24 protein-coding genes are annotated in these 24,487 nt (G+C 63.1%); 11 read left to right on the top strand and 13 right to left on the bottom strand.

Features of this window, described 5'->3' with window-relative positions:
* Window positions 1-73: 73 nt before the first annotated feature.
* A complete protein-coding gene (locus ACYP01_RS27490; protein WP_459683197.1) occupies window positions 74-1,000 on the bottom strand; it encodes a cation diffusion facilitator family transporter in 927 nt (308 codons plus the stop codon).
* 179 nt (window positions 1,001-1,179) lie between these two features.
* Here ACYP01_RS27490 and ACYP01_RS27485 point away from each other — a divergent pair, with 179 nt between their 5' ends.
* Genes ACYP01_RS27485 through ACYP01_RS27475 form a run of 3 tightly spaced genes read left to right on the top strand, consistent with a single transcriptional unit; the run spans window position 1,180 to window position 3,141 of the window.
* Window positions 1,180-1,809 carry a M23 family metallopeptidase gene (locus ACYP01_RS27485; protein WP_459683195.1) on the top strand — a complete coding sequence of 210 codons (630 nt, stop codon included), beginning with the start codon at window positions 1,180-1,182 and terminating at the stop codon, window positions 1,807-1,809.
* 28 nt (window positions 1,810-1,837) lie between these two features.
* The gene (locus ACYP01_RS27480; protein ID WP_003944179.1) at window positions 1,838-2,197 is read left to right on the top strand and encodes a BlaI/MecI/CopY family transcriptional regulator; all 360 of its coding nucleotides are present in this window, start codon (window positions 1,838-1,840) and stop codon (window positions 2,195-2,197) included.
* Window positions 2,194-3,141: a M56 family metallopeptidase gene (locus tag ACYP01_RS27475; RefSeq protein ID WP_003944128.1), complete on the top strand. Its 948-nt coding sequence runs from the start codon at window positions 2,194-2,196 to the stop codon at window positions 3,139-3,141. The genes ACYP01_RS27480 and ACYP01_RS27475 overlap by 4 nt, the downstream gene beginning before the upstream one ends.
* Here the strand turns inward: ACYP01_RS27475 and ACYP01_RS27470 are convergent, their stop codons facing one another.
* Window positions 3,142-3,786, bottom strand: a complete 645-nt coding sequence (locus ACYP01_RS27470) for a DsbA family protein (protein ID WP_459683192.1) — start codon at window positions 3,784-3,786, stop codon at window positions 3,142-3,144. It abuts the gene before it with no gap.
* A 126-nt stretch (window positions 3,787-3,912) separates the two neighbouring features.
* Between ACYP01_RS27470 and ACYP01_RS27465 the strand changes: the two genes are divergently transcribed.
* A complete protein-coding gene (locus ACYP01_RS27465; protein WP_459683190.1) occupies window positions 3,913-4,854 on the top strand; it encodes a cytochrome c oxidase assembly protein in 942 nt (313 codons plus the stop codon).
* An 11-nt stretch (window positions 4,855-4,865) separates the two neighbouring features.
* On the opposite strand, the gene ACYP01_RS27460 is transcribed toward ACYP01_RS27465, so the two are convergent.
* From ACYP01_RS27460 to ACYP01_RS27440, 5 genes are all read right to left on the bottom strand, one after another.
* Window positions 4,866-5,411 carry a ferritin gene (locus ACYP01_RS27460; RefSeq protein ID WP_003944176.1) on the bottom strand — a complete coding sequence of 182 codons (546 nt, stop codon included), beginning with the start codon at window positions 5,409-5,411 and terminating at the stop codon, window positions 4,866-4,868.
* Between the two features lie 37 nt (window positions 5,412-5,448).
* Window positions 5,449-5,919: a hypothetical protein gene (locus ACYP01_RS27455; protein WP_042453189.1), complete on the bottom strand. Its 471-nt coding sequence runs from the start codon at window positions 5,917-5,919 to the stop codon at window positions 5,449-5,451.
* Between the two features lie 99 nt (window positions 5,920-6,018).
* A complete protein-coding gene (locus tag ACYP01_RS27450; RefSeq protein ID WP_192712857.1) occupies window positions 6,019-7,254 on the bottom strand; it encodes an LCP family protein in 1,236 nt (411 codons plus the stop codon).
* A gap of 160 nt (window positions 7,255-7,414) precedes the next feature.
* Complete coding sequence (locus ACYP01_RS27445; protein WP_003945405.1) at window positions 7,415-8,236, bottom strand: CPBP family intramembrane glutamic endopeptidase; 822 nt, start codon at window positions 8,234-8,236, stop codon at window positions 7,415-7,417.
* 10 nt (window positions 8,237-8,246) lie between these two features.
* Window positions 8,247-9,026: a DUF2470 domain-containing protein gene (locus ACYP01_RS27440; protein WP_003945406.1), complete on the bottom strand. Its 780-nt coding sequence runs from the start codon at window positions 9,024-9,026 to the stop codon at window positions 8,247-8,249.
* A gap of 139 nt (window positions 9,027-9,165) precedes the next feature.
* Here ACYP01_RS27440 and ACYP01_RS27435 point away from each other — a divergent pair, with 139 nt between their 5' ends.
* From ACYP01_RS27435 to ACYP01_RS27425, 3 genes are read left to right on the top strand one after another with little or no spacing between them, the layout of a single operon-like run.
* Complete coding sequence (locus ACYP01_RS27435) at window positions 9,166-9,804, top strand: hypothetical protein (protein ID WP_003945395.1); 639 nt, start codon at window positions 9,166-9,168, stop codon at window positions 9,802-9,804.
* Window positions 9,805-9,835: 31 nt separating this feature from the next.
* Complete coding sequence (pheA, locus tag ACYP01_RS27430; RefSeq protein ID WP_003945402.1) at window positions 9,836-10,750, top strand: prephenate dehydratase; 915 nt, start codon at window positions 9,836-9,838, stop codon at window positions 10,748-10,750.
* A complete protein-coding gene (locus ACYP01_RS27425) occupies window positions 10,747-11,415 on the top strand; it encodes a histidine phosphatase family protein (protein ID WP_042453186.1) in 669 nt (222 codons plus the stop codon). Before pheA ends, ACYP01_RS27425 begins: the two co-directional genes overlap by 4 nt.
* 9 nt (window positions 11,416-11,424) lie before the next feature.
* On the opposite strand, the gene ACYP01_RS27420 is transcribed toward ACYP01_RS27425, so the two are convergent.
* The 6 genes from ACYP01_RS27420 to ACYP01_RS27395 form a co-directional block, all read right to left on the bottom strand.
* On the bottom strand, window positions 11,425-13,527 hold the full coding sequence (locus tag ACYP01_RS27420; protein WP_459683185.1) for an acyltransferase family protein: 2,103 nt from the start codon (window positions 13,525-13,527) through the stop codon (window positions 11,425-11,427).
* Window positions 13,528-13,567: 40 nt separating this feature from the next.
* Window positions 13,568-14,386, bottom strand: a complete 819-nt coding sequence (locus tag ACYP01_RS27415; RefSeq protein WP_459683183.1) for an ESX secretion-associated protein EspG — start codon at window positions 14,384-14,386, stop codon at window positions 13,568-13,570.
* Window positions 14,386-15,639, bottom strand: coding sequence for a PPE domain-containing protein (locus tag ACYP01_RS27410; RefSeq protein ID WP_459683181.1), 1,254 nt, complete (start codon window positions 15,637-15,639; stop codon window positions 14,386-14,388). The genes ACYP01_RS27415 and ACYP01_RS27410 overlap by 1 nt, the downstream gene beginning before the upstream one ends.
* 60 nt (window positions 15,640-15,699) lie before the next feature.
* On the bottom strand, window positions 15,700-15,999 hold the full coding sequence (locus ACYP01_RS27405; RefSeq protein ID WP_003945399.1) for a PE family protein: 300 nt from the start codon (window positions 15,997-15,999) through the stop codon (window positions 15,700-15,702).
* 134 nt (window positions 16,000-16,133) lie between these two features.
* Window positions 16,134-16,484, bottom strand: a complete 351-nt coding sequence (locus tag ACYP01_RS27400; RefSeq protein ID WP_007736028.1) for a metallopeptidase family protein — start codon at window positions 16,482-16,484, stop codon at window positions 16,134-16,136.
* Between the two features lie 3 nt (window positions 16,485-16,487).
* Window positions 16,488-17,594 carry a septum formation family protein gene (locus tag ACYP01_RS27395; RefSeq protein WP_003945397.1) on the bottom strand — a complete coding sequence of 369 codons (1,107 nt, stop codon included), beginning with the start codon at window positions 17,592-17,594 and terminating at the stop codon, window positions 16,488-16,490.
* A gap of 70 nt (window positions 17,595-17,664) precedes the next feature.
* On the opposite strand from ACYP01_RS27395, the gene ACYP01_RS27390 reads away from it, so the two are divergent.
* From ACYP01_RS27390 to ACYP01_RS27375, 4 genes are all read left to right on the top strand, one after another.
* Window positions 17,665-18,060, top strand: a complete 396-nt coding sequence (locus tag ACYP01_RS27390; protein ID WP_047272770.1) for an ankyrin repeat domain-containing protein — start codon at window positions 17,665-17,667, stop codon at window positions 18,058-18,060.
* 65 nt (window positions 18,061-18,125) lie between these two features.
* The gene (gene serS, locus ACYP01_RS27385; RefSeq protein WP_007736032.1) at window positions 18,126-19,379 is read left to right on the top strand and encodes a serine--tRNA ligase; all 1,254 of its coding nucleotides are present in this window, start codon (window positions 18,126-18,128) and stop codon (window positions 19,377-19,379) included.
* A gap of 363 nt (window positions 19,380-19,742) precedes the next feature.
* Window positions 19,743-22,667, top strand: coding sequence for an Ig-like domain repeat protein (locus ACYP01_RS27380; RefSeq protein WP_459683176.1), 2,925 nt, complete (start codon window positions 19,743-19,745; stop codon window positions 22,665-22,667).
* A 220-nt stretch (window positions 22,668-22,887) separates the two neighbouring features.
* Window positions 22,888-24,487: Ig-like domain-containing protein (locus ACYP01_RS27375; RefSeq protein ID WP_459683174.1), on the top strand; the 1,600-nt coding region annotated here is incomplete at its 3' end.

The following is a 24,487-nucleotide window of genomic DNA, read 5'->3' as shown; positions in this document are numbered from 1 at the left end:
CCTAATTTTTCTTCGAATTCGGTGAGGTTATCGAGCCCGGTGAATTCGAATGTTTCATTTAGGAATGTCCATTTCACCAGGCGAGTTCCGCGTATTTACCGTCGCTTCCCTGTAGTTCCACCTGTACGGTGGCGTGCCCCAGTTCGAATACCTCGGCAAGCAAGGTTCGGGTTGCTGCGAGCACCGTTGTGGGATCGGCGTCACTGACCGCGGTGACGTGAACGGAAGCAACTTCCATCCCCGAGGTGAGTGTCCAGACGTGCAGATCGTGCGCGTCGACGACTCCCGGCAGAGCGTTGATCTTCTCGATGATCGAGGTGACGTCGATGCGGTCGGGAGCCTGCTGGAGGAGGATGCGAACGGCGTGGCGGCCCAGGTTGAAGGCACGTGGCAAGACGAAGAGGCCGATCGCGACGCCGATGACGGGGTCGGCGTAGCGCCAACCGAACGCAAGCGTGACCAAGCCGCTGACAAGGACGCCGATGGACCCGACCATGTCTGCCATGACTTCGAGGTAGGCGCCGCGGATGTTGATGCTTTCCTTCGCGCCGCTGCGCAGCATGAGGAAGGCGATGACGTTCATCGCCAGACCGACGACGGCGACTGTCGCGACGGGAAGGCCGGGAACCTCGGGCGGATCCGTGAAGCGGCTGGCGGCCTCGTAAAGCACCCACCCGGCGACTGCGAAGAGCAGGATCGCATTGGCCAGTGCCGCAAACACTTCCGTGCGGTACATGCCGAAAGTACGGTCGGGGCGCCGGGCGGCACGCTGTGCGACGAGGATCGCGGCGAGCGCCATGAAGATGCCGAAGATGTCTGTGAACACGTGCGCCGAGTCCGAGAGCAGGGCCAGTGACGAGGTGAAGAGGCCGACCGTCACCTGCAGCACGAAGGTCACCAACCCGAGGCCGGCGGCGATCCACAGTTTGTTGACATGCTTGCCGCTGTTGCTGGTCGCAGCCTCGGCGGGGGAGATTCCGTGCCCGTGTCCGTGTGACATCGAAGGTCCTTTCGTCGACGCCAGCCTAGACACATATGCATATATGCGCAATAGTGCATGTCTTAAAAACTATGCAACATAGTTGTAAGGTGGCGGCGTAGACCTTCATTTGTCATCGACGCGAGGACCGAGAAGTGGGAAGACATCGAAAATCCGAGCCGATCAGACCCGGCGGGCGCATGGCCGCGGTTTCCGTGGCGACGGGTGCAATCCTCGCGTCCGGCACTTCCATCGGGCACGCGTCGCCGCCGCCGATTGCAGTCGAGGATGCATCTGCGGTGTCGGCGCCGGAGATCCTCGACCTTGTCCGGCCGACGGATCTTGCTGGAATAGCCGAACAACTCGGCAAGACGCGACAACTCGAATCCGAGCGAGCGGCGATGGCGTTCGAGGCCGAAAAGCCACAGGTGATGGCCCCCGTCAGCGGGACGATGACGTCCAACTTCGGTCCACGGTGGGGAACCACCCACTACGGTCTCGACATCGCGAACGCGATCGGAACGCCCATCGTGTCGGCGACCGACGGTGTTGTGCTCGAATCCGGTCCCGCCGCGGGATTCGGGCTCTGGGTCCGCATCCAGCAGGACGACGGGACCGTCGGCGTCTACGGACACATCAACGAGGCGCTCGTGGTTGCGGGTCAGAAGGTGCGGGCGGGTGAGTTGATCGCGACCGTGGGCAATCGTGGACAATCGACAGGACCACACCTGCACTACGAGGTGTGGCAATCTGACGGACAGAAGACCGATCCGCTCGCGTACCTGAATTCCCGGGGCGTGTCGTTCGGGGAGAAGACCACGGGCGACTGAAGTTCTGTCACGACGCGATGGAGGAGCAATGCAGGGGCTTGGCGGACTCGAAGCCGAGGTCATGGATGTGCTCTGGCAGTCCGACGACGCGCTCTCGGTCAAGGATCTGGTCGAGACCCTGGGTGAGCGTCGACAACTTGCGTACACCACCATCCTGACCGTCGTGACGCATCTCTACGACAAGGGCTGGGTGAGTCGTGAGAAGAAGAGTCGCGCCTACTTCTATCGGCCGAGTCGCAGCCGTGAAGAGGCCACATCCAGAGCACTGCGCGAATTGTTGGACAGCAGTTCCGATTCCGCTGCCGTGCTGTTGCACTTCGCCAAGACCATGACAGATGCCGAGAACGAGGCCCTGCGCCGGGGTCTTTCCGGGGAAGGTGTGCAATGACATTGGCGTTGCCGATGTTTCTCGGTGCGATGCTCGTGGGATTCCTGGTTCCGAGAGTGTTGCGAGCCGTTTCCTCGGCTTTGTCACCGGCGGTGCTGCTCGCGGCGTGGCTCGGCAGCATGGCGTCGGCTCTGTATCTCGCTCTCTCCGCGGTCTTGGTTCTGGTGTGGCCGAGCCACGCGCCGGTCGAGGGGCTGGTCGACGGTATCGCTCGGTGTTTCAGCGCCTTCGCGCACGGCACGAGTTCATGGGTGGGTGAACTGATCACCGGCACAGCCGTTGCTGTGGTGGGTGTGATCGCCGTTCGGATCGTGCTGGCCGGCCGCAAGCAGGCACGTGAGCACGCGAGGGTCCGAGATTTCCATCGTGATGTTCTCTCGATCGTCGCGCGCCGCGACAACTCGGAGTCCGACGTGTTGTGGTTGGATCATCCGCTGCCTATGGCGTACAGCGTCGCCGGAAAGCCTGGATTTGTTGTTGCGACGCAAGGCTTGTCATCCGCTCTCAGTGGAGGCGAGCGTGATGCTGTCCTCGCGCACGAGCGTGCACACCTGAGCGGCGGTCATCACCGAATTGTCGGTGCGTGCGAAGTCTTGGCCGCTGTTCTTCCGCGAGTGCCGTTGTTCGCGGCGGCACCCGCTGCCGTCGGCGCGATCGTCGAACTGTCGGCGGACAGACACGCCGCTCGCGTCACCAGCCCGGCTGCGGTGCGTTCCGCCCTTGCCGTGGTGTCGAAATCGCCGCTTCCTCAGCCGGACTGGAGCTTGAGCGATCGCGGCAGCGCGACTGCGGTGCGATTGAGTTCCCTGGTCGACGGCGACGTGGCGTCGCCTCGGCGACTGACCTGCGCGGTGGCGGCCTGTGCGCCGGCCGCTGTCACGACGGCCGTTGCCGCAGCCGTGACGGTGGCCGTCTCCGCGGGGATCTGCGCTGTTCTGACCTGATCATTCTCCCAAGGCCGAATCGATCTGGGCTTTCAACTGCTCGTAGCTCGGCATCTGGTCCAGCTTCACGTCGTTGAGGAACAGCGTCGGAGTACCTCGGACGCCGAGGCGTCGGCCTTCTTCGAAGTCGCGCTCGACCCGCTCGCGGACGCCGCGGCTGCCGAGGTCGGATTCGAATCGGGCCATGTCAAGTCCGAGATCTTGTGCGTAGGAACGGAACAGCGCCTCCTGTGATTCGGCGGATTCACCCCATTGCGACTGCGTCTCGTACATTTGCTTGTACATCTCGACGAATTTGCCCTGGCGAGATGCGGATTCGACGACCTGCGCCGCGAGAGTGCTGTTGGTGTGACTCGGAATCGGAAAGTATCTGATGCCGAACGTGATTCGACCCTCGTACTCCGCTCTGATCCGCTCCATCGTCGGGTACAGCGCGAGGCAGGCTTCGCATTCGAAGTCGAGGAACTCGACCAGGTTCACCTTGCCGTCGGCGGCCGAGGTCAATCGGTACGCGTCGTCGGTGAGGACGGCGGTGGATTGTGCTGCCCGATCGGCGTTCTCGTTGTCTGCCCGAATCGGATCGACGGTGATGAACGTGATCAGTGCTACCGCGAACACCGCGATCAGGGCGGCGGATATCTTCATGCTTCTGGACACTGCTGTGCACCTGTACCTTCCGTCGAATTCCTAAATACTATCCAACATAGTAGTTAGGTGTAGAGTCGACGGTACCCGCATGGAGACGAAGGAGGACCCGCCGGTGAAGCGTTCGTGAATGACACGCCGCCGCCGTCGATCGGGCAGATGCTGGAGTGGGATACCTCATCCCTCCCGCTTCTTCCTGCCCTGGGAGTTGTTCTTGCACTCTGGTATTGGACTGGCGCTCAGCGAGTTCGCGCGAGTGGGCGACCATGGCCGTGGCATCGGACAGCGTGTTTCCTCGGTGGGTGCCTGCTGCTGATCGCGGTGACCGGACTGAAGGTCGAGAGCTACGGCTTCGAACTCTTCAGCGTCTGGATGTTCCAACACCTGACGCTCTCGATGGCGATCCCGCCGCTCTGGGTACTGGGCTCGCCGGGACTGCTGCTATTACGTTCGACGCCGCACCGAGGAATAGGAAAAGGCATTCTCGCGCTTGCCCTCTCGGCATTGCGCAGCCGTCCGGCGCGGTGGATGCTGCACCCCGGGTTCACGATCCCGGTATTTCTGTTCAGCTACTACGGGATCTACCTGTCGCCGATCTTCGACACCGTCTCGGCGTTACCGGCTGGACACGTCTTTCTCGAAATCTTCTTTCTCGCCAGCGGTCTGCTCTTCATCATGCCGGTGCTCGCCACCGGCCCACTGCCGGTGCGACAGAGCTACCTCGGCCGGTGTTTCGACCTGTTCGTGGAGATGCCGCTGCACGTGTTCATCGGCGTCGTACTCATGATGGCGACAAAGCCGCTGCTGACCACGTTCGTGGATCCGCCTCCGGAGTGGGGCGTGGACGTGATGCAGGATCAGCAGCTGGCGGGCGCCCTCGCGTGGTCGTACGGAGAGCCCGTCGCTCTGGTGGTGGTCGTGATCTTCGCGATGCGCTGGAACCGCGACGACAAACGGATGAATGCCGACCTGGACCGCCGCGCCGAGATCGACGGCGACAGTGATCTTGAGGCGTACAACAATTTCCTCAGATCACTGAACGCCGCCGAGCGGCCTGAGACTCGGTAGGCCGGTGACCCTCAGACGCCGCCGCCGGCGGGCGTCGGCGCCATTGCGTCGGCAGCGGCCGGGGTGTTCATCTCGCGTGCGACAAACGTTTCGAGGTGGAACAGGTTGTCGCCGGCGCGGTCGACGATGGTGAGAAGTGTTGTCATGCTTGCCACTTCCTCGACCTGTTCCTTGAGGAACCACTGCATGAACTGCTCGCCCAGGTAGTCGCCGGTATCGCGCGCGGTGCGTGCCAGCTGCGTGATCTGCTCCGTGACCGTCTTCTCCTGCTCGAGTGCCAACTCGACCGGAGCCCGGACACTGTCGAACTTCGTCACGACGTCGTCGATGCCCGGAACGTCCACGTCGAGGTCGTTGTCGAGCAGGTACTGGATCATCATCATCGCGTGACCGCGTTCCTCGGTGGCCTGGCTGTAGAAGCGCGCGGCCATCTGCGGAAGATCGTGTGCATCGAAGTACACCGCTACCGCGATGTACTGCTGCGATGCAGTGAACTCGTTACGGATCTGCTGACGCAGCAGAGTGGTGAATTCGCTCGAGTTCTTCGCCTGTGTCATCCCAACAGGTTACTGGGTCGTCGCCGCTGAGAGGGAGCTACTTCTTGTCGAGCTGATCGATGACGAAGCCCACAGTTTCCGGTCGGTACCCGTAGACGAACGAGTCCTTTTCGCCGACGTACCAATCGCCGCACTGAAAAGAACTGCCCTTCTCGACCCCCGTCGGCCACCACTGTGCGGACAACGATGCGGGACGAGTTTCGACGGTGGGTCGTGCGATGCAGCTGTTGTGATCTATCTCCGCGATGTTCGCAGTCATTCGCAGGATGCGTTCGTTGCCGGTGGTGCGGATGACCTCGTCGATACCCGTCGCGCCGGCGGGAACCCAACTCGGCAGTGTGTCGATTCCGTTGGATGCTTGTGCAAAAGAGAAGGTTTCGGTTTTCTTGTACGCCTTGGAGTCGTCGAACTTCTCGAAGGTTCCGGAGCAGGACGTCACGAGTGCAGCAGCTCCGACGGCGGCGGCAACGACGGCGAGAGTGCGGAATCGGCGGTGTGTTGTGTTCATACCTTCACGGTATTTTTCGGCCGCCGATTCCGCGTCCTGCCGGAAAGCGATTTGTTCGCCGGGCCTGTCCTCCCGCGGTACTACCGGAACTCAGGGCGATTACCCCGTGGTGATCAGATCCTGTGGAATCTGCTGATCGTTGGCCAGGGCGTCGAAGAACTGCGAAGCGCGCGCCTTGTCCCACAACAACACGTTGCCCGAACCGTCCACGTCCTCGAAACCGGCGACCGGAACCGTCGTGGTGGTCATCCCGCCGCGAAGCGCCCAGGCGAGTGAGGCCAGATTCCAGATGTGATCGCCTTCGTCGACCTGTAGAGATTTGGCGGTATCGGAGACGAGTGGCCACAACCGGAACGGATTGAGGAACGTGGTCGGACTCGTCGCCTTCGACAGCAACGCCGACATGAACTGGCGCTGGTTGTTCATGCGGTCGAGGTCGGCGAGCGCCGTTGCGCGAGTTCGCACGAACCCGAGTGCGTCCGAACCCTTCAAGTCCTGGCATCCGGCGGGGAGGTTGATCCCGGCCAGTGGATCGTCGATCGGCTGTGCCAGACACACGTTGACGCCACCGACGGCGTCGACGATGCCGGCGAACCCGCTGAATCCGATCTCGGCGTAGTGGTCGATGCGAAGCCCCGTTGCCTCTTCGACGGTCTGCACCAGCAATGGAGCGCCACCGAAGGCGAAGGCGGCGTTGATCTTGTCGGAGCCGTAGCCGGGGATGGGAACGTACGAATCGCGAGGGATGCTGACCATGGTCGTCTTCCCACTTTTGGGGACGTGGACCAAGATGACCGTGTCAGTGCGCTTGGGACCGGTGTCACCGCCCGTCGCAAGGGCTTGCTCCTGCTCGGGGGTGAGCCCCTCACGGCTGTCGGACCCGACGATCAGCCAGTTCGTGCCCGGAGTATCGGCGACGCGTCCCGCGTAGTCGGGCAGCGCGTCGATTCGATTGAGCGAACTGTCGACGTAATAGAGCGCGCCGGCCAGCGCGAGCAGCAAGACCAACAACGTGATGCCGATACGTTTACCCCAGCTACGACGCTTGCGGGGGCGTCGCTGCTTCGGAGGTTCTGGAGGGCGCGGCGGGGCGTTCGGCGGGGTTCGGCGCGGCGGTGCGGGCGCGTACTTCGCCTGGCGCTGCGGATCCTGACGCGGCGGCCCCTGCCTGCGCGGGTCGTCCTGAAACGGTTGCGGGCGCTGGGTCGGCGCCCAGTCCTCACGCCTGGGCTGCTGCGGCGCTTGTGGTGGGACCTGTGACCAGGCCTGATTGGCCGGATTCTGCTGCTGCGGGCGTCCGTCGCGGCGAATGACCGTCGGCCCTTCCGGCGGCATCGGTGGACGCCGCTGCGGGGGTGGGCCCTGACGGGGTGGATTCTGGCGTGGAGGGTTCTGCCTCGGAGGCATCGGTCCACGCGGAGGTGGCCCTGGCGGCTGGCGCCGCGGAGGGCGCTGAGGATATTCGGAGTCGCCGGTCACCAGTTCACGGTACCGGTCACGGCAGCCAGGAGACGTGATCGCGCAGGAGGGCGTAACCGATGAACGCCACCATGTCGATGAGAGCGTGGGCGATGACCAGCGGCCAGAGTTTCCCGGTGCGCTGCCAGTACCGGCCGAACACGAGCCCCATGATCACGTTTCCGACGCCGCCACCGAACCCCTGATAGAGGTGGTAACTGCCGCGCAGGAGTGACGACGCGAGCAGTGATTTGTTCTCGCTCCAACCCAGCGTTCGGAGGCGAGTGATCAGGTAGGCGACGACCAGCACCTCTTCGGCACCGGAGTTCGCGATCGCGGACAGTACGAGGATCGGCACTCGCCACCAGTGATCGTCGAGCGCACTGGCCTGGACGGTGAGGTTGATGCTCAGTGCCTGAGCCACGAGATAGAACAGCAGACCGGGGAGACCGATCACAGCGGCGAGGCCGAATCCCGGAGCGATGTCGCGCCCGAATCGAGGCTTGGGGGTCAGTCCCGCAGCACGTGGACCGATCCCCGAACGCCACAGTAGATAGAGTCCCAGCGCTGCCCACGCGAGAAGCTTTGCGACGCCCAGCAATTGGCGCGCCAGGTCGATCCAGTCGATGGCGGCCCGCGACGGGTTGAGTGCAACCGTCTGATCCGAGAGCGCAACCGGCGTCGCCAGGGATTCGGCGAGCGAGAGGATCCCGGACAATCCGCTGAGTCCGAAGGTGACCAGCAGGACGATCGTGATCTCGATCCAGACTCCGCGTCTGGCGGCCGGATCGAGGGCCGGGCCGGCCGGGACGGGAGTCGGCGGCCGTAACCAGGTGCGGACGGTTTCGCGGGCATTCACCCGCGCAACGCTAGCCGTTTGATGCGCCGCCCGATCGGAGGCCGTTGAGGAAAGGGCACCCGACCAGCATGCGGATGGCGCGGCTCAGCGCGGGAGCGTCGTCGACGGGGTTGGCGAACGGCATCCACACGTCGCGGTCACCGGTGTGATCCTCGACCCGCAGGCGAAGTCCGTAGCGGTCGATGCCGAGTGGGCGAACGCGTCCGGTGCGCATGTACGGGGGAAGCTTGCGCACGAGCAGGTCCACGAGGTCGCGGTGGTCTTCGTCGAGATGCTGCAGCCATGCGGTCTCCATTTCCCAGAAGGGATCGGGGCTGGCGTTCAGCAGTTCGTCCACGGCGACGGGTTCTGCCCCCGTTGAATCAGCGACTACAGCCGAGGCCAGGCTCAAGCGAAGGAGGACCGAGGTGTGGCCGATGTCGAGTAGCCCCGGGTGGGGATGTTCGGATGCGACGTCGTCGGCGAGAACGCGTGCCTCGTAGTCGGGCACGGCGTGCAACGAGCCGCGAAGCCACACGAGGGAGCGCACGGGCTCACGCAGCCGCAGTGGTGCGTGATCGGTGATCTCGAGGACGGCAGGCAGGCCGCCGCCGCCGGAGTTCCAGGCCAGAGCCGCAGCAGCGGAGGCATGTGGGACTGCAACGACGACGTCACCGTTCGAACGCAGGTGATGCACCGACGTGACGGTGGGATCGCTGCCTTCGATGGCGAGAACTGCGTCTTGTGCGCGCACACAGGCGCTGCGGACGCGTTCGGCGGTGGACGGGCCGGTGCTGGTCTTCGTTGCCATGCTGCCCCCTTGGCGGGTGTTCTCTCGAACTCCATCGGATGATGAGGTAACCCTAACCTAAGACGCTTCGGTGTGAATCGCAAGACTTTTGCGCAACTCGCGTGGAATCCGCCGCCTGCGCCGGGGTTACGGTTTGTCTGTGGCCATTCCTCTCTCACTCGGGCTGCCCGCCCCGAGAAACTCGCGCGGACTCCTCGAAGCACTCTTTCTCCCGGTTGTTCCGGCGTCGGCTCTGATCGGTGGCGAAGCAGCAGGCCGGGTTGTCGTCCGTCTCGATATCGATCCGGAAGAACTGCGTGCGGACACGGAAGCGTCGTACGAGGCCGTCCGTTTCGACGTCGACGTCACCACCGACCAGATCGACGACGCGATCGCGCTGCGCCTGCCCGCTCCACTCGCTGTGTACGTCGACGGCGGCGAAGAGGATCTGACACCCGCCGAAGCGGCGCTGCGTCTGTGCGAAGGTGGCCGGATCCCCGGACTCGCCGCCGGTCTTACGCCCACCGAAGTGGCTGATTTCCTGGCGGTACTCGCGCACGAGTCCGTCGGTTTCGTAGCCCGCGCGGCCGACGGCGACGAGGTGATCGCCCTGCTGTGTGGCACCGTCGCTGCACTGCGCGGCGACGACGTGCGCGCCGCGATGGTCGATCCGAAGCCGGAAAAACTTGCCGCGCTGATCCCCGAAGCCGCGTCGGCCATGCGTGAGGTGCTGCTCACGATCGAGGTCGCGGATCTGCCTGCAGTGGAAACGGCTTTGCGTGCCGCGGGTTTGCAGTGACCGGCGTGGGTCGGTGCGTAATCTTTTAGGCGTGCCAAGAATCGCGTATTTCGGTCCGTCGGGAACCTTCACGGAGATAGCTCTCGCCCAGTTGGAGGCTGAGGGCGCGTTCGGCGAAACCGTCGAGCGAGTACCGGCCGGCAGTCCGCCGGCGACTCTCGACATGGTTCGCGATGGTTCCGTGGACGGGGCCGTGGTTCCCTTCGAGAACTCGGTGGAAGGGGGCGTAGCTCCGACGCTCGATTCACTCGCTCTCGGTTCGCCGCTGCAGATCGTCGCCGAAACCGATCTGGACGTGAGTTTCTCCATCCTGGTTCGGGCCGGGACCACCGCCGATCAGGTCCGCACGATCGGCGCGTACCCGCATGCGGGCGCGCAGGTCCGCGGATGGATCGCCGAGAACCTGCCCCAGGCCGAGGTGGTGCTGGCGTCGTCCAACGCCGGTGCGGCCCTGGATGTGCAGGCCGGAACCGTCGACGCCGGTGTGTCCACGGCTTTGGCAGGTCAGATGCTCGGACTCGACAGCCTGGCGGACAACGTCGCCGATGTAGGCGGCGCCCGCACACGTTTCGTGTTGGTTACCAAGCCGGCCCCGGTTCCGGCGCGGACCGGTGCCGATCGCACCGCGCTGGTGCTTCACCTCGACAACGCTCCCGGCTCCCTGGTGCGTGCACTCTCCGAATTCGCCGCTCGCGGTATCGACCTGACTCGGATCGAATCACGGCCGATGCGAACGGAATTGGGCACGTACCGGTTCTTCGTGGACTGCGTCGGACACGTCGAGGACTCGCTGGTGGCCGAGGCGATGCGTGCCCTGCATCGTAAATCCGGAGTCCGCTTCCTGGGGTCGTGGGCGACAGCGAATTCGACCGGGCCACAACCTCCTTCGGACGAAGAAGCGATTCGGTGGATCGACGAACTCAAGCATGGAGGGGGAGAACGATGACCGGAAGGCTCATCCTCGTTCGGCACGGTCAGACGGAGGCGAATGTCGCCAAACGTCTCGACACCGCACTACCCGGAGCAAAGCTCACGCCGGAAGGGTTGGCGCAGGCCGAGACTTTGGGCATCGGCCTGGCTTCGGCGCCTCCTCTGGCGCTCGTATCGTCCTTGGCTTTGCGTGCCCGGCAGACAGCAGGTTTCGTGGAGCAGGCCGCCGGCGTATCCCTGGATGTGCGGGACGGATTGCACGAGGTGCAGGCCGGTGACCTCGAAGATCGTACCGACGAGGCCGCGCACCGACTGTTCATGGAGACGTTTCATCACTGGCACACCGGCAACCTCGGCGCTCGCATCCCCGGTGGTGAAACGGGATACGACGTCCTGGAGCGGTACGTCCCCGTCGTCAATGCGTTGCGCGAAGAATTTCTCGAAGGCTCACGAGACGGCGGCGACATCGTCGTGGTCAGTCATGGTGCTGCGATCCGTCTTGTCGCAGCCCAGCTTGCCGGTGTCCCCGGTCTGTTCGCAGCCAACAACCACTTGGCCAACACCGAGACCGTCGAACTGTTGCCTTCGGTCGACGGCGGTTGGGAGTGCCTGCGCTGGGGAACCGTCAACCCGCCGTTCGAGCATCGACTCATCCCCGGTGCCGACGACGTGATGGGCTGACGGCCGGCTTCACCACCAACCGGTCTGGACGCTTAGTTGGCGCCCTAGTTCAGCGGACAGCGTTCTCACGTAGCTGGCTGTCAGGTGGTGGGAATCGTGATACACCAACACATTTCCCTCCACGACGCGGCACAGCTCCGGTCCGCACACACCGTCGCTGAGATCGAGTAGGCGGACGTTGGTCAGATCGGCAATTGCCGACGGCGCCGGATTGACGTCGCTGAGCATTTCGGACCGTGGCATCGCGCAGTGATCGGGTGACGTGGTTGTCGCCAGACAGTCGATCGCGCGGTAGGCGACGCCGTCGTGGTGCAGCCAGGGGGTATCGCGGATGGCGAGTACGTCGATACCGTCGCGCTCCAGTTCCTGCCAGACGTGAACGTACGACTCGGGCGTCACGTCACCAGGGCCGTCGGAACTCGGCCTGGTTGCCGTCGTGAACACGAAATCGGGTGAGGCGGTGGCCAACTCGGTCAGCACTCCACGCGACCAGTCGACGCAATCCGGATAGTCGTTGTCCGACAACGTCTGCATGGAGTCGATGGTGAGCGGGCAGCCCATCTTCAGGTACGTGTCGACGCGGAACCCGTGACTCTTGCCGAGTTCGTCGAGCGCAGTGAGCCAGTGCTCGGAGTGCGAACCACCCGCGAGCGCGATGGTTCTGTCTGCATCGGCGTCGCCGTAGGTGCAGTGGACGACGTCCCGCTCGAGAAAATCGGCGATACAGCCGTCGAGCGTACTGGCCGGAAGGTCCAGTGGCGCATCGAAGATCGAGGGAACCATCGACGCCTTGGGTACTTCGGCACCGTCGGTGAGCGCGAGTGCGCCGGGATGGGTCGGGAGGTCGAGGGTGTCGACCGCCCGCTGGCCCGTCGTCTGGCTGCTCGCGTACGACTGCCAGGCGACCGAAGCGGCGAGGACCACGGCAGCGGTGACGACGCATACCAGGACGGTGTACCGGCGCGAGCGGCCTCCGCGCTCCACCGGAACCTCGACCAGGCGCCGGAGTGCAAGCGCCCCCGCGACGGAGAGGGCGATGATCAGTGCCCCACCGAGCAGGCTGGCTTCGGGGCGTCCGGTGATCACGAGTGCAAACACCAGAATCGGCCAGTGAATCAGGTACAGCGCGAATGCGAACGAGCCGAGCCACGTCAGTGCCGGATGGGCAAGCGTCTTCGACGTCCAAGGCGTGTCGTCGCCGACTCCGGACAGGATCAGCGCAAGAGTGGCCAGCACCGGCACCAGCGCCCACGGGCCGGGGAACTGCTGGGCGCCGTCGAGCACTATGCCGCACAACAGGATCGACGAAAGCCCCGCCCAGCCGATCGTTGCTCTGACCGAGAACGGCAGGGATGCGATCTGCCGACTGCGTGTGCTGGTCATCAGAACGGCCAGCAGACCACCGAGGGCCAATTCCCACAACCTGGCGCCGGAGTCGTAGTACGCCCAGGCTTGGTGACGCGAAGATTTGGCGAGTGCGTAGAGAAAAGATCCTGCGGTCAGAACCAGAAGGGTGACCGCGAGTGACGGGCGGAAATAGTTGGGATTCACGCGTGAAGCGACATAAGCGATCACGGAGACCAGTGCGATGGCCAGGAGATAGAACTGACCTTGTACGGCCATCGACCACAGGTGCTGCAGGGGAGTGACCGAGCCGTCGGCGGCCAGGTAGTCGCTTGCGGTGCTGGCGAGCTGCCAGTTCTGGAAGAACCCGAGCACCGCGATCAGTTGATCGCCCAGATCGGCCCAGCGTGTGCGTGGCAGCAGCAACGCGGTCCCCAGTGCGGTCAAAATGCTGACCACCGCGATCAGGGGGAACAGCCGCAGAAACACCCGCCGCAGTGCCGGGACCGGGTTGAGTGAACCCCCGGCTTCGGCGCGTCGAACCAGTGAGCCGACGAAGAAGTATCCGGACAGAACCAGGAAGACGTCCACCCCGCCCGATACCCGTCCGAACCACACGTGGAACACGACCACCAAACCGATGGCGAGGCCACGCAGTCCGTTCAGGTCTTGTCGGTGCGGTGTTGTTGCCCGTTCTTCGTTCGGCCGGTCGATCGTGGCGACCGAGCCTTGTTCGCCCGGTGACGACGGTTGACGCGAGAACTGCATGCTGAAGTAAGGCTCCGGGCGTTGAAGGGACGCCCCGAGGTTACCCGGAAGTCTCCGGCGCCGATTCCTCGAGTTCCGTTACCAGAGCGTTCACGGCTTGTCGGAGGCGATGGGATGTTCCGGAACTGATGGACGTCCACTCGGTGCCGTCGGCAGCCCGAGTAGTCGAACCCACGAGCCGGCCGGCCAAGGTGTCGTACACAGTCACTGCGCCGGTCATGAGCGTCGTCGCTCCCAAACTGTGTGGTATTCCAACCAATTCGGCGAAGGCGGTGCATGTGACGATTGCGCTACCCAGTTGGCGTGCGTCATCTTCGAGTATCCCGGCGTTGATCAAGGCCGAGCTCACGCTGTCTGCATCCGGGCCGGCGCCGAATGCCAGGCTGAGCATCTCGGTCGGTGCGTTGATCACGGCAATCGGCATTGCTTCGGCGCTGCCGAGCGCGGTGACAACGGGTGCAGCTGGTTCGGCGGTGACGCTGCACAATGCGAACGAAGAATCGGTTGAAGTCGCTTCGACACAAAGGAACTCGCCCTGTGCGACGCAGAGGCGTGAAATCCTTCCACCGACATGCCGACGCAGCGCCAACTCCCATTTGGGGTGGGTCAGGACGCGCAGGCGGGCACTGAGTTCGTGATGGATCTCCCCGCCGGGGAGGAGATCGCGCTCGGAGAGCGAATCTGCCGCGGACTGCATCGCCATACGGTGAGCGCTCGCACTGGCGTGAACCGTCGCGCCACCGAGAACCACGGGAAGCGCATCGAGCCCGAGTCGCTCACGTACATAGTCGATTTCGTCCTGTGACAGGGCGACGACAGGTAAATTCCACCCATCAGGTGAGGTGCCGAGGTCCACCATCAATGCTCTGCAGTTTCGAGTGCGCCACCGATCACGGACGGGATGACTGTTCGGCCGTCGGCGAAGTGCTCGAAGTGCTTCAGGTAATCGGGTGTGTCGTGCTCGGTCTCGTCTTCAGATTGGGCCGCATGACGGCCGCCGGCGATCGGCGCAGATCCGCCTGCGGTTCGGGCCGGATCCACCCTGACGGTATCTGTGGTGCCCTGAACCGGCGAGGTCACGGGGTTCTGGCGCGAGGCGCTCTGGCCGGTGGAGGGATCAGGAAGAGCGTGCCGACCGGTGCTGCTGCTCGACGACGAGCCCGCGATTGCTCCGGTTCCGGTAGTCGCGGAAGCTGCGCTGACCTGTGCCGGTGCCCGGCTTGCCGACGGGGTGCCGAACAGTGATGGTGTGGAAGCGCCGAGTCTTGCGCCGCCGAGTCCCGCGCCGCCCAGTCCGGTGAGTCCTGCTCCTGCCGTCGCGAGAGCTGATGCGGCAGTGGTGGCGCCTGTGACTGCGGTGGTGGTGGCGCTGGCTGCGGTGGCAACTCCACCGGAGATGGCACCGGCCTGTGAGGCAGCGGCGGCAAATACCGGGTTGGAAACTACGGATGCGACAGCAGCGGTGGCGGCGCGCACGGGATCCGCGATTGCGTCAGCGAGCGTGGATGCCGCTTGCACGACGGACTGTCGTGCGGCGCTGCCTGGGCTTTCGGCCGAAGCGGATGCCCCAGCTGTGGGTTCCGCGATGGACGGTGGTGAGTCGAAGTTCTGCTGCACGGCCAGATGGGCCGTTGCGGCGTCGTACGTTTCCATTGTCACCGCCGCTCGAATTTTGAGAGCTTCTTCGGCAGCCTCGGCTGCAGCGGCACCGCCGACCAGGGCACCGCCGATGGAGTACGCGGCGACCTTGGCCGCTTGAACTGCTGCAATCTCGGCCAGGGACGGCATGGCGAGGGTGGCAACCGTGTACGAACCGGACTGCACCTGGGCCTTACCTGCAGTTTCTCCCGCGAGCAACGCGGCAGCAGCAGCCCATTCCTGAAACGGCGCGAACTTACTCAATGCGGCATCCGCTGCTTCTCCGGACCACCCGGTGCGAAGATCCGCCATCACGCGAGAGATGGACGCAGCGGTGTCGGTCAGTCCGGACGACACGGTGGACCAGGCTCCGGCCGCCACGCCGAGAGGGACCGGCCCGGCTCCGGCGACCAGTGCTGCGGAGTTGGGTGCTGCGCCCCGTGGATACCAGATGACGCCGGTGATGCCGACCATTGTTCTTCCCCCCAGGAAGTGTGACTGTGTTGCCGAGTTACCGAGCTCGATTTCTGTCGATCAGATCGGTGCGGCTGCCAGGCTGGACTTGGTGAGCTGGTCTTCGAGCTCGTAGGCAGCTGCATTCTTGCGCAGAGCTGCCGCAGCCGCGGTGAGCTCCTCGATTGCCCGATCGGTGGACGAGGCAAGGCTGCCCGAGATGGTGTTGAAGTAATTTGCCGCGCTACCGGACACTTCTTCGGATCCCGCTGGGAGAACGCGTAGCGTCGGCTGCGCAGTAGAGACGATTCCGCGCAATCGCGTCGCCGCGGACTCGAGTTCCATTGCGGCGGCAACTAGGGCTTGAGGGTCGACGTGCATAGTGCCGAACTCCTTCCTGACCAGGGCGGATAAGTGGTCGGGAGGCCGTGCGCACAGCCGTCGATATCCCCCCGCACATACTTTGATGCCTACCGCCCGCTTTTGGTTCCCCCCGAAATCGGACGACTTTGCCCTCAGCCCCAGCCGAGTTCGTGCAATCTGTCTTCTTCGATGCCGAAGTAGTGCGCGATCTCGTGGATGACGGTCACGGCGACCTCGTGAACAACCTCGTCCTCGGATGCGCAGATGTCGAGTATCGAATCGCGGAAAATAGTGACCGTGTCCGGCAGGTACCCACCGTAATGAGAATCCCGCTCGGTCAGAGCGACGCCCTGATACAAACCGAGCAGCCCCGGTTCTTCCTCGTCACGTGCTTCGACAAGCACCACGACATTGTCGATTGCCTTGGCAAGTTCGGGCGGAATCAGATCGAGCGCCTCGCCGACCAGTTCCTCGAACCGGTCGGGCGTCATAGTCACCGTCATGGCTTACGACGGCGGAGCTGCGCCGGGCAACGGCGTCGGCAACGACCGACCTTCCGGTGCAGCGGGTGGCGGGACCGGAGCGGCGCCGTTGATCAGGATGTCGCCCTTGGCGCTTCCGGTGATCGCGGCAAACCCGCCGGTTTCGACCTCTTTGCCGATCGAACAATTGACTCGGCGGCTGCCGGCCAACCAGCTTTCCAGTGAAATGTTGTCCCAGAACAGTGTCAGCGTCTTGTCGCGAAGCGCGTCTGCGGAACCAAGGTACTCGTTGGACGCCTGAGTGCAGACGCCCTCGAGATAGCGGTCCTGATCTTCGACCGACGGCATTGCGCCCGGGAATTGAGTGCCGAGGTCTATCACCGAAATAACCTCGTATGCATGCGGTTTCGCGCAATCGACCGGATCGGTCGGGAGGTTCTGGTTGATGCCGATGCACGTGCCGACGTCCCACACGTTCGACTGGTCCTGGTCCGCCACGCGGCCTACGAACGGTTGTAGTTCGCCGGTCGTGGTCGAGAACTGCAAGCCGCAACGCAGTGCGCGCTCACCCGAAGCCCAACCCGATTCGCTCGGGAACATCAGGCCGACGCTGAACTTGCCCTTGGGATCGAACTTCGAATCGAGGTAGGACATGACGATGGGTGTGCAGTGCTCGTCGCGGAGTTCGGCGAACCGAAGGGCGCCCGGGTACCGGGAACCGGGGCCGAACTCGGCGCCCGGGAACACCGAGAGATCGAGTGGTCCGGCTACCTCGAAGCGGTGTTCAGTTCCGCACTGAACCTTCGACATGTCCGTGCGGTCTCCGCCCGACTCGGTCGCAGGCGTCCAGTTGAGACAGTCGCCGGCCGCAGCCGCGGTGAAGGCGTCGTCGCGAGTCGATCCCGTCGCTGCGGGACCGCCGCCACTGACACTGACCGAGGACGAGTCGTCCTTGTTCAATCCACCGGAAATCGCGATCGTTGCGATCGCGGCGACCACCGCACCTACCGCCACAGCAGCCAGGACCCGACGGGTGCGACTCGCTGAGACAGTTTTCTTCGCCGGCGTCCCCTGGGGATCTGCCGGATCTGGCGACTTCTCGATCTTGTCTTCGGACATCGATTCCATCATGCCTGTTGCCGTGGCGATATCGAACCTTCACTACAAAACTCACAATCGCGTCTGTGAGTATTTTGTAGTCATGAGCGAAAACACCCCACTCGATCCCGAGGCTGTCGAGCTGGCGGGCCGGCTCTTCGACATGGCACGAACCGGTGACGCAGCCGGGCTGGCGTCGTACGTCGATGCCGGAGTTCCCGTCAATCTGACCAACGAGAGTGGCGACACGCTCGTCATGTTGGCGGCGTACCACGGTCACGCTGACGCCGTCGTTGCCCTGATCGAGCGCGGCGCCGACGTCAACCGGCCCAACGACAAGAACCAGACGCCCCTTGCCGGAGCGGTCTTCAAGGGTGAGGATGCGGTGGTGAAAGCGCTGGTGAGCGGGGGAGCCAACCCGAAAGGTGGACACCCGACTGCCGTCGACGCGGCTCGGATGTTCGGACGCGAGGACTACCTGAGTCTGCTCGAATCGTGATCTCCCCCTCTCCGACGTGGACGTGACCGTCGGAGAGCTGCAGTGAGTGGGTAAAGTTCGAAGTCGTGATTGACCTCAAGTTTCTCCGTGAGAACCCCGAAATCGTCCGCGAGTCGCAGCGCACCCGTGGAGAAGATCCAGGACTGGTCGACGCTCTGCTCGAAGCCGACGCGTCCCGACGCGCTGCCGTTCTGACCGGAGACAACCTCCGTGCAGAGCAGAAGGCCTTCGGCAAGAAGGTCGGACAGGCATCTCCGGAGGAGCGTCCCGCACTGCTCGAAGGTTCCAAGGAACTGGCGGCAAAGGTCAAGGAAGCCGAGGCCGCGCAGCACGAGGCGCAGGCCGCGCTCGACGCCGCACACCGCGCGATTTCCAACGTCGTACAAGAAGGTGCGCCGGCGGGCGGCGAGGACGATTACATCGTTCTCGAACACGTCGGTGAGATTCCGAAGTTCGACTTCGAGCCGAAGGATCACCTCGAGCTGGGCGAGTCGCTCGGCCTGATCGACATGGAACGCGGCGCCAAGGTTTCGGGTTCGCGCTTCTACTTCATGACCGGCTACGGGGCCATGCTCCAGCTCGGACTGCTGCAGTTGGCTGCGCAGAAGGCGATCGCCAACGGATTCACGATGATGATTCCGCCGGTGCTCGTACGCCCGGAAATCATGGCCGGTACCGGCTTCCTCGGTGCTCACTCGGACGAGATCTACCACTTGCAGGATGACGACCTGTACCTCGTCGGAACTTCCGAGGTACCCATGGCCGGCTACCACTCGGGCGAGATCCTCGAACTGAACGAAGGCCCGAAGCGCTACGCCGGTTGGTCCTCGTGCTTCCGCCGCGAGGCCGGAAGCTACGGCAAGGACACCCGCGGCATCATCCGTGTCCATCAGTTCGACAAGGTCGAGATGTTCACGTACTGCCGTCCCGAGGACGCCGACGCCGAACACCAGCGTCTCCTAGGGTGGGAGCGAGACATGTTGGCAGCCATCGACGTTCCGTACCGCGTGATCGACGTCGCCGGCGGAGACCTCGGTTCTTCGGCTGCGCGTAAGTTCGACTGCGAGGCATGGGTCCCGACGCAGGGCACTTACCGCGAGCTGACATCGACGTCCAACTGCACGACGTTCCAGGCCCGCCGCCTCGGAGTTCGGTACCGCGACGAGAACGGCAAGCCGCAGACGGCCGCCACTCTCAACGGCACCTTGGCTACGACGCGCTGGATCGTGTCGATTCTCGAGAACCATCAGCAGGCCGACGGCTCGGTGCGAGTGCCCGAGGCATTGGTGCCGTTTGTCGGCACGGATGTGCTTCGCTGACACGCTGAACCAACACAATCAGGGCCGCGACGGACTCCGTCGCGGCCCTTTTCGTACTTTCGTACTGGTAGGTTTGGAACTTTTTCTGAACTGACGAAATATCAACTTTTTCCCGCCGATTGGCGCGGTGACCACCAAAAGCGTTGTCGATGGGCCGCTTTGGCGATAGTTTTGCGTTCAATCGAGTTTCCATACCCTGCTTTTCCATCCCGCGTCTGGTGATACGAGGGTGAGTCCGGGGTGAATTGGACAAGTGTCTTGCCAAAAGTAGTACACGTACTAGTTTTTTCGTTATGTTGTGACGGCGCGCACACGTTTTGTCCGAATCCACTGCTCATGTTTGCCCTTCCGAAGGAAGTGCCCATGCCCCAAATCTCTCAGTTGCGGCGATTCGCCGTGCCCATAACCGGAACCGCCATGGTCGCCGGAATGCTGCTGGTCGGCACGCCCGCGTCAGCTGCTATCTCGACCACCGGTTTCAAAACAGCGTGCGTTGCCGGATCGATTATCGGAGACGTCCACAAGGTCACCGACAACCTCATCACGGTCGACGCCCCGGCTTCTGTCCAGCCCGGCGAGACTTTCACCTACCGAATTCAGCCGAGCGGAACGTCATATCCGGACAAGGACTCCGGAGCGACTACTACGAACTTGTCACGTCTGAAAATCGACTATGCCATCCCGAGCAATGCGACGTACGTTTCCGCTACCGTCGTCGCAGGTACCTCCATCGGACTCGACAATGTCGCACCGAATGTTCTCAGAGTCAACGATTCTGGCAATGTCGACGGCAGCGGCGGGATCCTGCGGTTGTCAGGAAACAACCAGGTGATCGGCAACAGTCCGACGACGAGCACGAACTCGGAGGGTGGAATTCGAGTACCGAAGTCCAAGAAGAACCTCGATGGCTCGACAAACGGCAACGGAGACACCTGGTTCCGACTTCCCGCAGTCGACGTAACAATGGTCGCTGGTGCGACGGGAGTGATCCAGCCGAAGGTGAGGACCGCGGGTGCGGCCGGCAACCTCGGTGCCAGCGAAAACTTCAGCACTCAGCTCGCAAAGGCGAGTTTCCTTGGTACACAGTGGGCTCCGACCCGGTGCTCGCCTCGCGAGAACAAGGACACCACGCCTCTCAACGCTGGTGCAGGTCCACTCGCGACGATCAGCATTGCTTCGGCTCCGGTGGATGTCGAGACCACGACGTCACTCTCGGTTCCGGCTACGGCAATCACGGGTACGGCGGTTGATCTGACGGCGACGGTTGCTCCGAACAATGCTGTCGGTACGGTGCAGTTCAAGTCGAACGGCACTGCAATCGGTTCGCCGGTCACGGTGGCTGGTGGTGTTGCGACATTGAGCCACACGTTCGATGCTGCTGGCGCTCAGAGTGTTACGGCTGACTTCACCGCTGGTGCAGGGTTTGTCAGTTCGTCGGCGTCGGCTCAGACGGTGACCGTTTCTGATCCGGCTCCGGTGGATGTCGAGACCACGACGTCGCTCTCGGTTCCGGCGACGGCGGTCACGGGTACTGCGGTTGATCTGACCGCGACGGTTGCTCCGAGCAACGCTGTCGGTACGGTGCAGTTCAAGTCGAATGGCACTGCGATCGGTTCTCCGGTCACGGTGAGTGGTGGTGTTGCGACTCTGTCGCATGCGTTCGATGTTGCTGGTGCGCAGAGTGTTACGGCTGACTTCACCGCTGGTGCTGGCTTTGTCAGCTCGTCGGCGTCGGCTCAGACGGTGACGGTCTCTGATCCGGCTCCGGTGGATGTGGAGACCACGACGTCGCTCTCGGTTCCGGCGACTGCGGTCACGGGTACTGCGGTTGATCTGACCGCTACCGTTGCTCCGAACAATGCTGTCGGTACGGTGCAGTTCAAGTCGAACGGTGCGGCGATCGGCACTCCGGTGACGGTGGCTGGCGGTGTTGCGACATTGAGTCATGCGTTCGATGCTGCTGGTGCGCAGAGTGTTACCGCTGACTTCACTGCCGGTGCAGGGTTTGTGAGTTCCTCGGCGTCGGCTCAGACGGTGACGGTCTCTGATCCGGCTCCGGTGGATGTGGAGACGACGACGTCGCTCTCGGTTCCCCCGACGGCGGTCACGGGTACTGCGGTTGATCTGACGGCGACGGTTGCTCCGAACAATGCTGTCGGTACGGTGCAGTTCAAGTCGAACGGCACTGCGATCGGTTCTCCGGTCACGGTGACTGGTGGTGTTGCGACTCTGTCGCATGCGTTCGATGTTGCTGGTGCGCAGAGTGTTACGGCTGACTTCACCGCCGGTGCTGGCTTTGTCAGCTCGTCGGCGTCGGCTCAGACGGTGACCGTTTCTGATCCGGCTCCGGTCGATGTCGAGACCACGACGTCGCTCTCGGTTCCCCCGACGGCGGTCACGGGTACTGCGGTTGATCTGACCGCTACCGTTGCTCCGAACAATGCTGTCGGTACGGTGCAGTTCAAGTCGAACGGCACTGCGATCGGTTCTCCGGTCACGGTGACTGGTGGTGTTGCGACTCTGTCGCATGCGTTCGATGTTGCTGGTGCGCAGAGTGTTACGGCTGACTTCACCGCCGGTGCTGGCTTTGTCAGCTCGTCGGCGTCGGCTCAGACGGTGACGGTCTCTGATCCGGCTCCGGTCGACAAGGCGACAAAGACGGTGCTGAGTGTTCAGGGTGAAGCCAAGGTCGGACTGCCTGTTGATCTCTTCGCGACAGTGTCCGAAGATCCCTCGGACGCCCTGGTGCCTTCCGGCGGAACGGTCCAGTTCAAGATCGGTGGAGTCGATCTGGGTGCCCCGGTCGCGGTTGTGGACGGAGTTGCCAAGCTGCCGCACGTATTCGGAGCAGAAGGCACCTTTGCAGTCTCGGCTGTATTCAGTGGATCCGGTGTGTTCACGTCGTCCACTGCGGAGTCTGTCGACGTCAATGTCACGGTTCCGACCCCGTCGGATGTCGAAAGCTCTACGTCGTTGACGGCTCCGTCCTCGGCAAAGGTCGGCACGGCGGTGCAGCTGAAGGCTGTGGTCAGTTCTTCCGGCGCGACGTCGGGAACCGTCCAGTTCTTCGACGGAACGACTCCGATCGGAACTGCCGTTGATGTTGTCGGTGGGCAGGCTGTGTTGAGCCACACCTTCACCACGACCGGCAACCATTCGATCACCGCGGTCTACAGCGGCGCCCAGGGTGTCACGGGTTCCACGTCGACTGCATCGGTTGTGAACGTCGGCAACGGGGGCGGTGACTTCGGTTCGCTCGGATCGTTGTCGCTGCCGTTCGGTTCCTGATTCTCCGATGATGTGATGCCCCTTGTGCCCCACAGGCGCAAGGGGCATCACTCTTCGCAAATCGATGATTGGTCGTTAGCGGAACTATCGGCAATTCGTGATTTTTTGTCGGTATTTGTCCGAAAAAACTGATACAAGTACTACTTTTGACGGGTACTGTACGGGCGTCCAGCTTCAATTCTGATTTTCGCTCTGTTCGAGTATTCCGAGAGAAGAACCAATGCACATCTCGACGCTCCGGCACTGTGCCGCGCCCCTGACCGGCGCTGCCCTGGTGGCCGGGATGCTGCTTATAGGTGGTGGGCAGGCCGCTGCGCAGACCACCACGACCTCGTTCAAAAGTACGTGCCGCGCATCGGCGACCATCAACGTCGACAAGACCAAAGACGATTCCGTCATCGTCAATGCGCCGACCACAGTGGTATCCGGAGAGACATTCACATTCACGATTCAGCCGGGCCCCGCTTCATACCCGGACAGTGATTCCGGTGCGACTACCAGCAATCTGTCGAGGTTGAAGTTCGATTTCGAGATTCCGAACAACACGACATTCGTTCAGGCCGCGGTGCTGCCGAACACGGGTAAGAACCTCGATGGGGTTCCGGCAGGCGTGCTGAGGATCAACACGTCGGGTTCAGCCGATTCGGCAGGGCCTCTGCTTCGGTTGTCGGGCAACAACGAAGTCATCGCCAACGGCACTTCGAACAGCACCAACAGCGAAGGGGGAATCCGTGCTCCCAAGCTCAAGAAGAATCTGGACGGATCGTCCAACAGCAACGGGGACAGTTGGTTCCAGATGCCGGCCGTCGAGGTAACCGTCGTCGCAGGCACCGCCGGGACGGCCATCACTCCGAAGGTGCGGACGTCCGGCAGCGCCGGAAGTTACAACGCAAGCGAGAATTTCAGTACCCAGCTCGCCAAAGCAACTTTTCTCGGTGGAACCCAGTGGGCGCCGACCAAGTGTTCTCCGCGGGACGGAACGGGATCGGGGCTCAATCGTGGCGCAGGCGCGCTGGCGACCATCGCAGTATCGAGTGCTGATGCACCCTCGACCACACAGCTCAACCTACCGGCCTCGACATACGTAGGCACCGAGATAACCCTGACTGCAGGCGTTTCCGGTGGAACATCCGGTGGCACGGTTCAGTTCAAGGACGGAGACAACCTGATCGGTGGACCGGTCGCGGTTGTCAACGGCACCGCCGCGCTTCCACACACGTTCACGACGGCCGGCGACCACAGCGTCACTGCCGAATACAGCGGCGTATCCGGAGTCTCCGGATCGACATCGGCGCCCAAGGTGATCAAGGTCCAGTCCGCACGCACTGCGACATCGGTTGCAGTCACCGCGCCCGAGAATTCGGCGATCAACGTGCCAGTGGACTTGAGCGCAACAATCTCACCGACACCGACGGGTGGCACGGTTCAGTTCAAGGACGGATCGAACAATCTCGGTGCGCCGCAGCAGGTTACCTCCGCCCAGGTCAAGCTGACCACCACCTTCACAACTCCCGGACAGCACTCGATAACTGCGATCTACAGCGGAACAACCGAATTTGCCGGCTCGACGTCAACTCCACAGATCGTCGGAGTCGCAGCAGCAGATTCGGTGACGACAACATTCGTCAACCTTTCCGGGTCGGCTGCGACCGGTGACCAAGTAGCGCTGTCCGCATCAGTCTTCCCGACGCCCACTGGCGGAACGATTCAGTTCAAGGACGGTGGAGTCGATATCGGTGCCCCGGTCGAACTCGTCGGAGGGACAGCAAACCTTACCCACAGTTTCGATTCGGCAGGCAGTCATTCGATCACCGCGATCT

This window comes from Rhodococcus sp. no. 34 (genome assembly GCF_054589475.1).
Note: the sequence above shows the minus strand (reverse complement) of the source record. Positions and strands in the feature narration are given on the sequence as shown.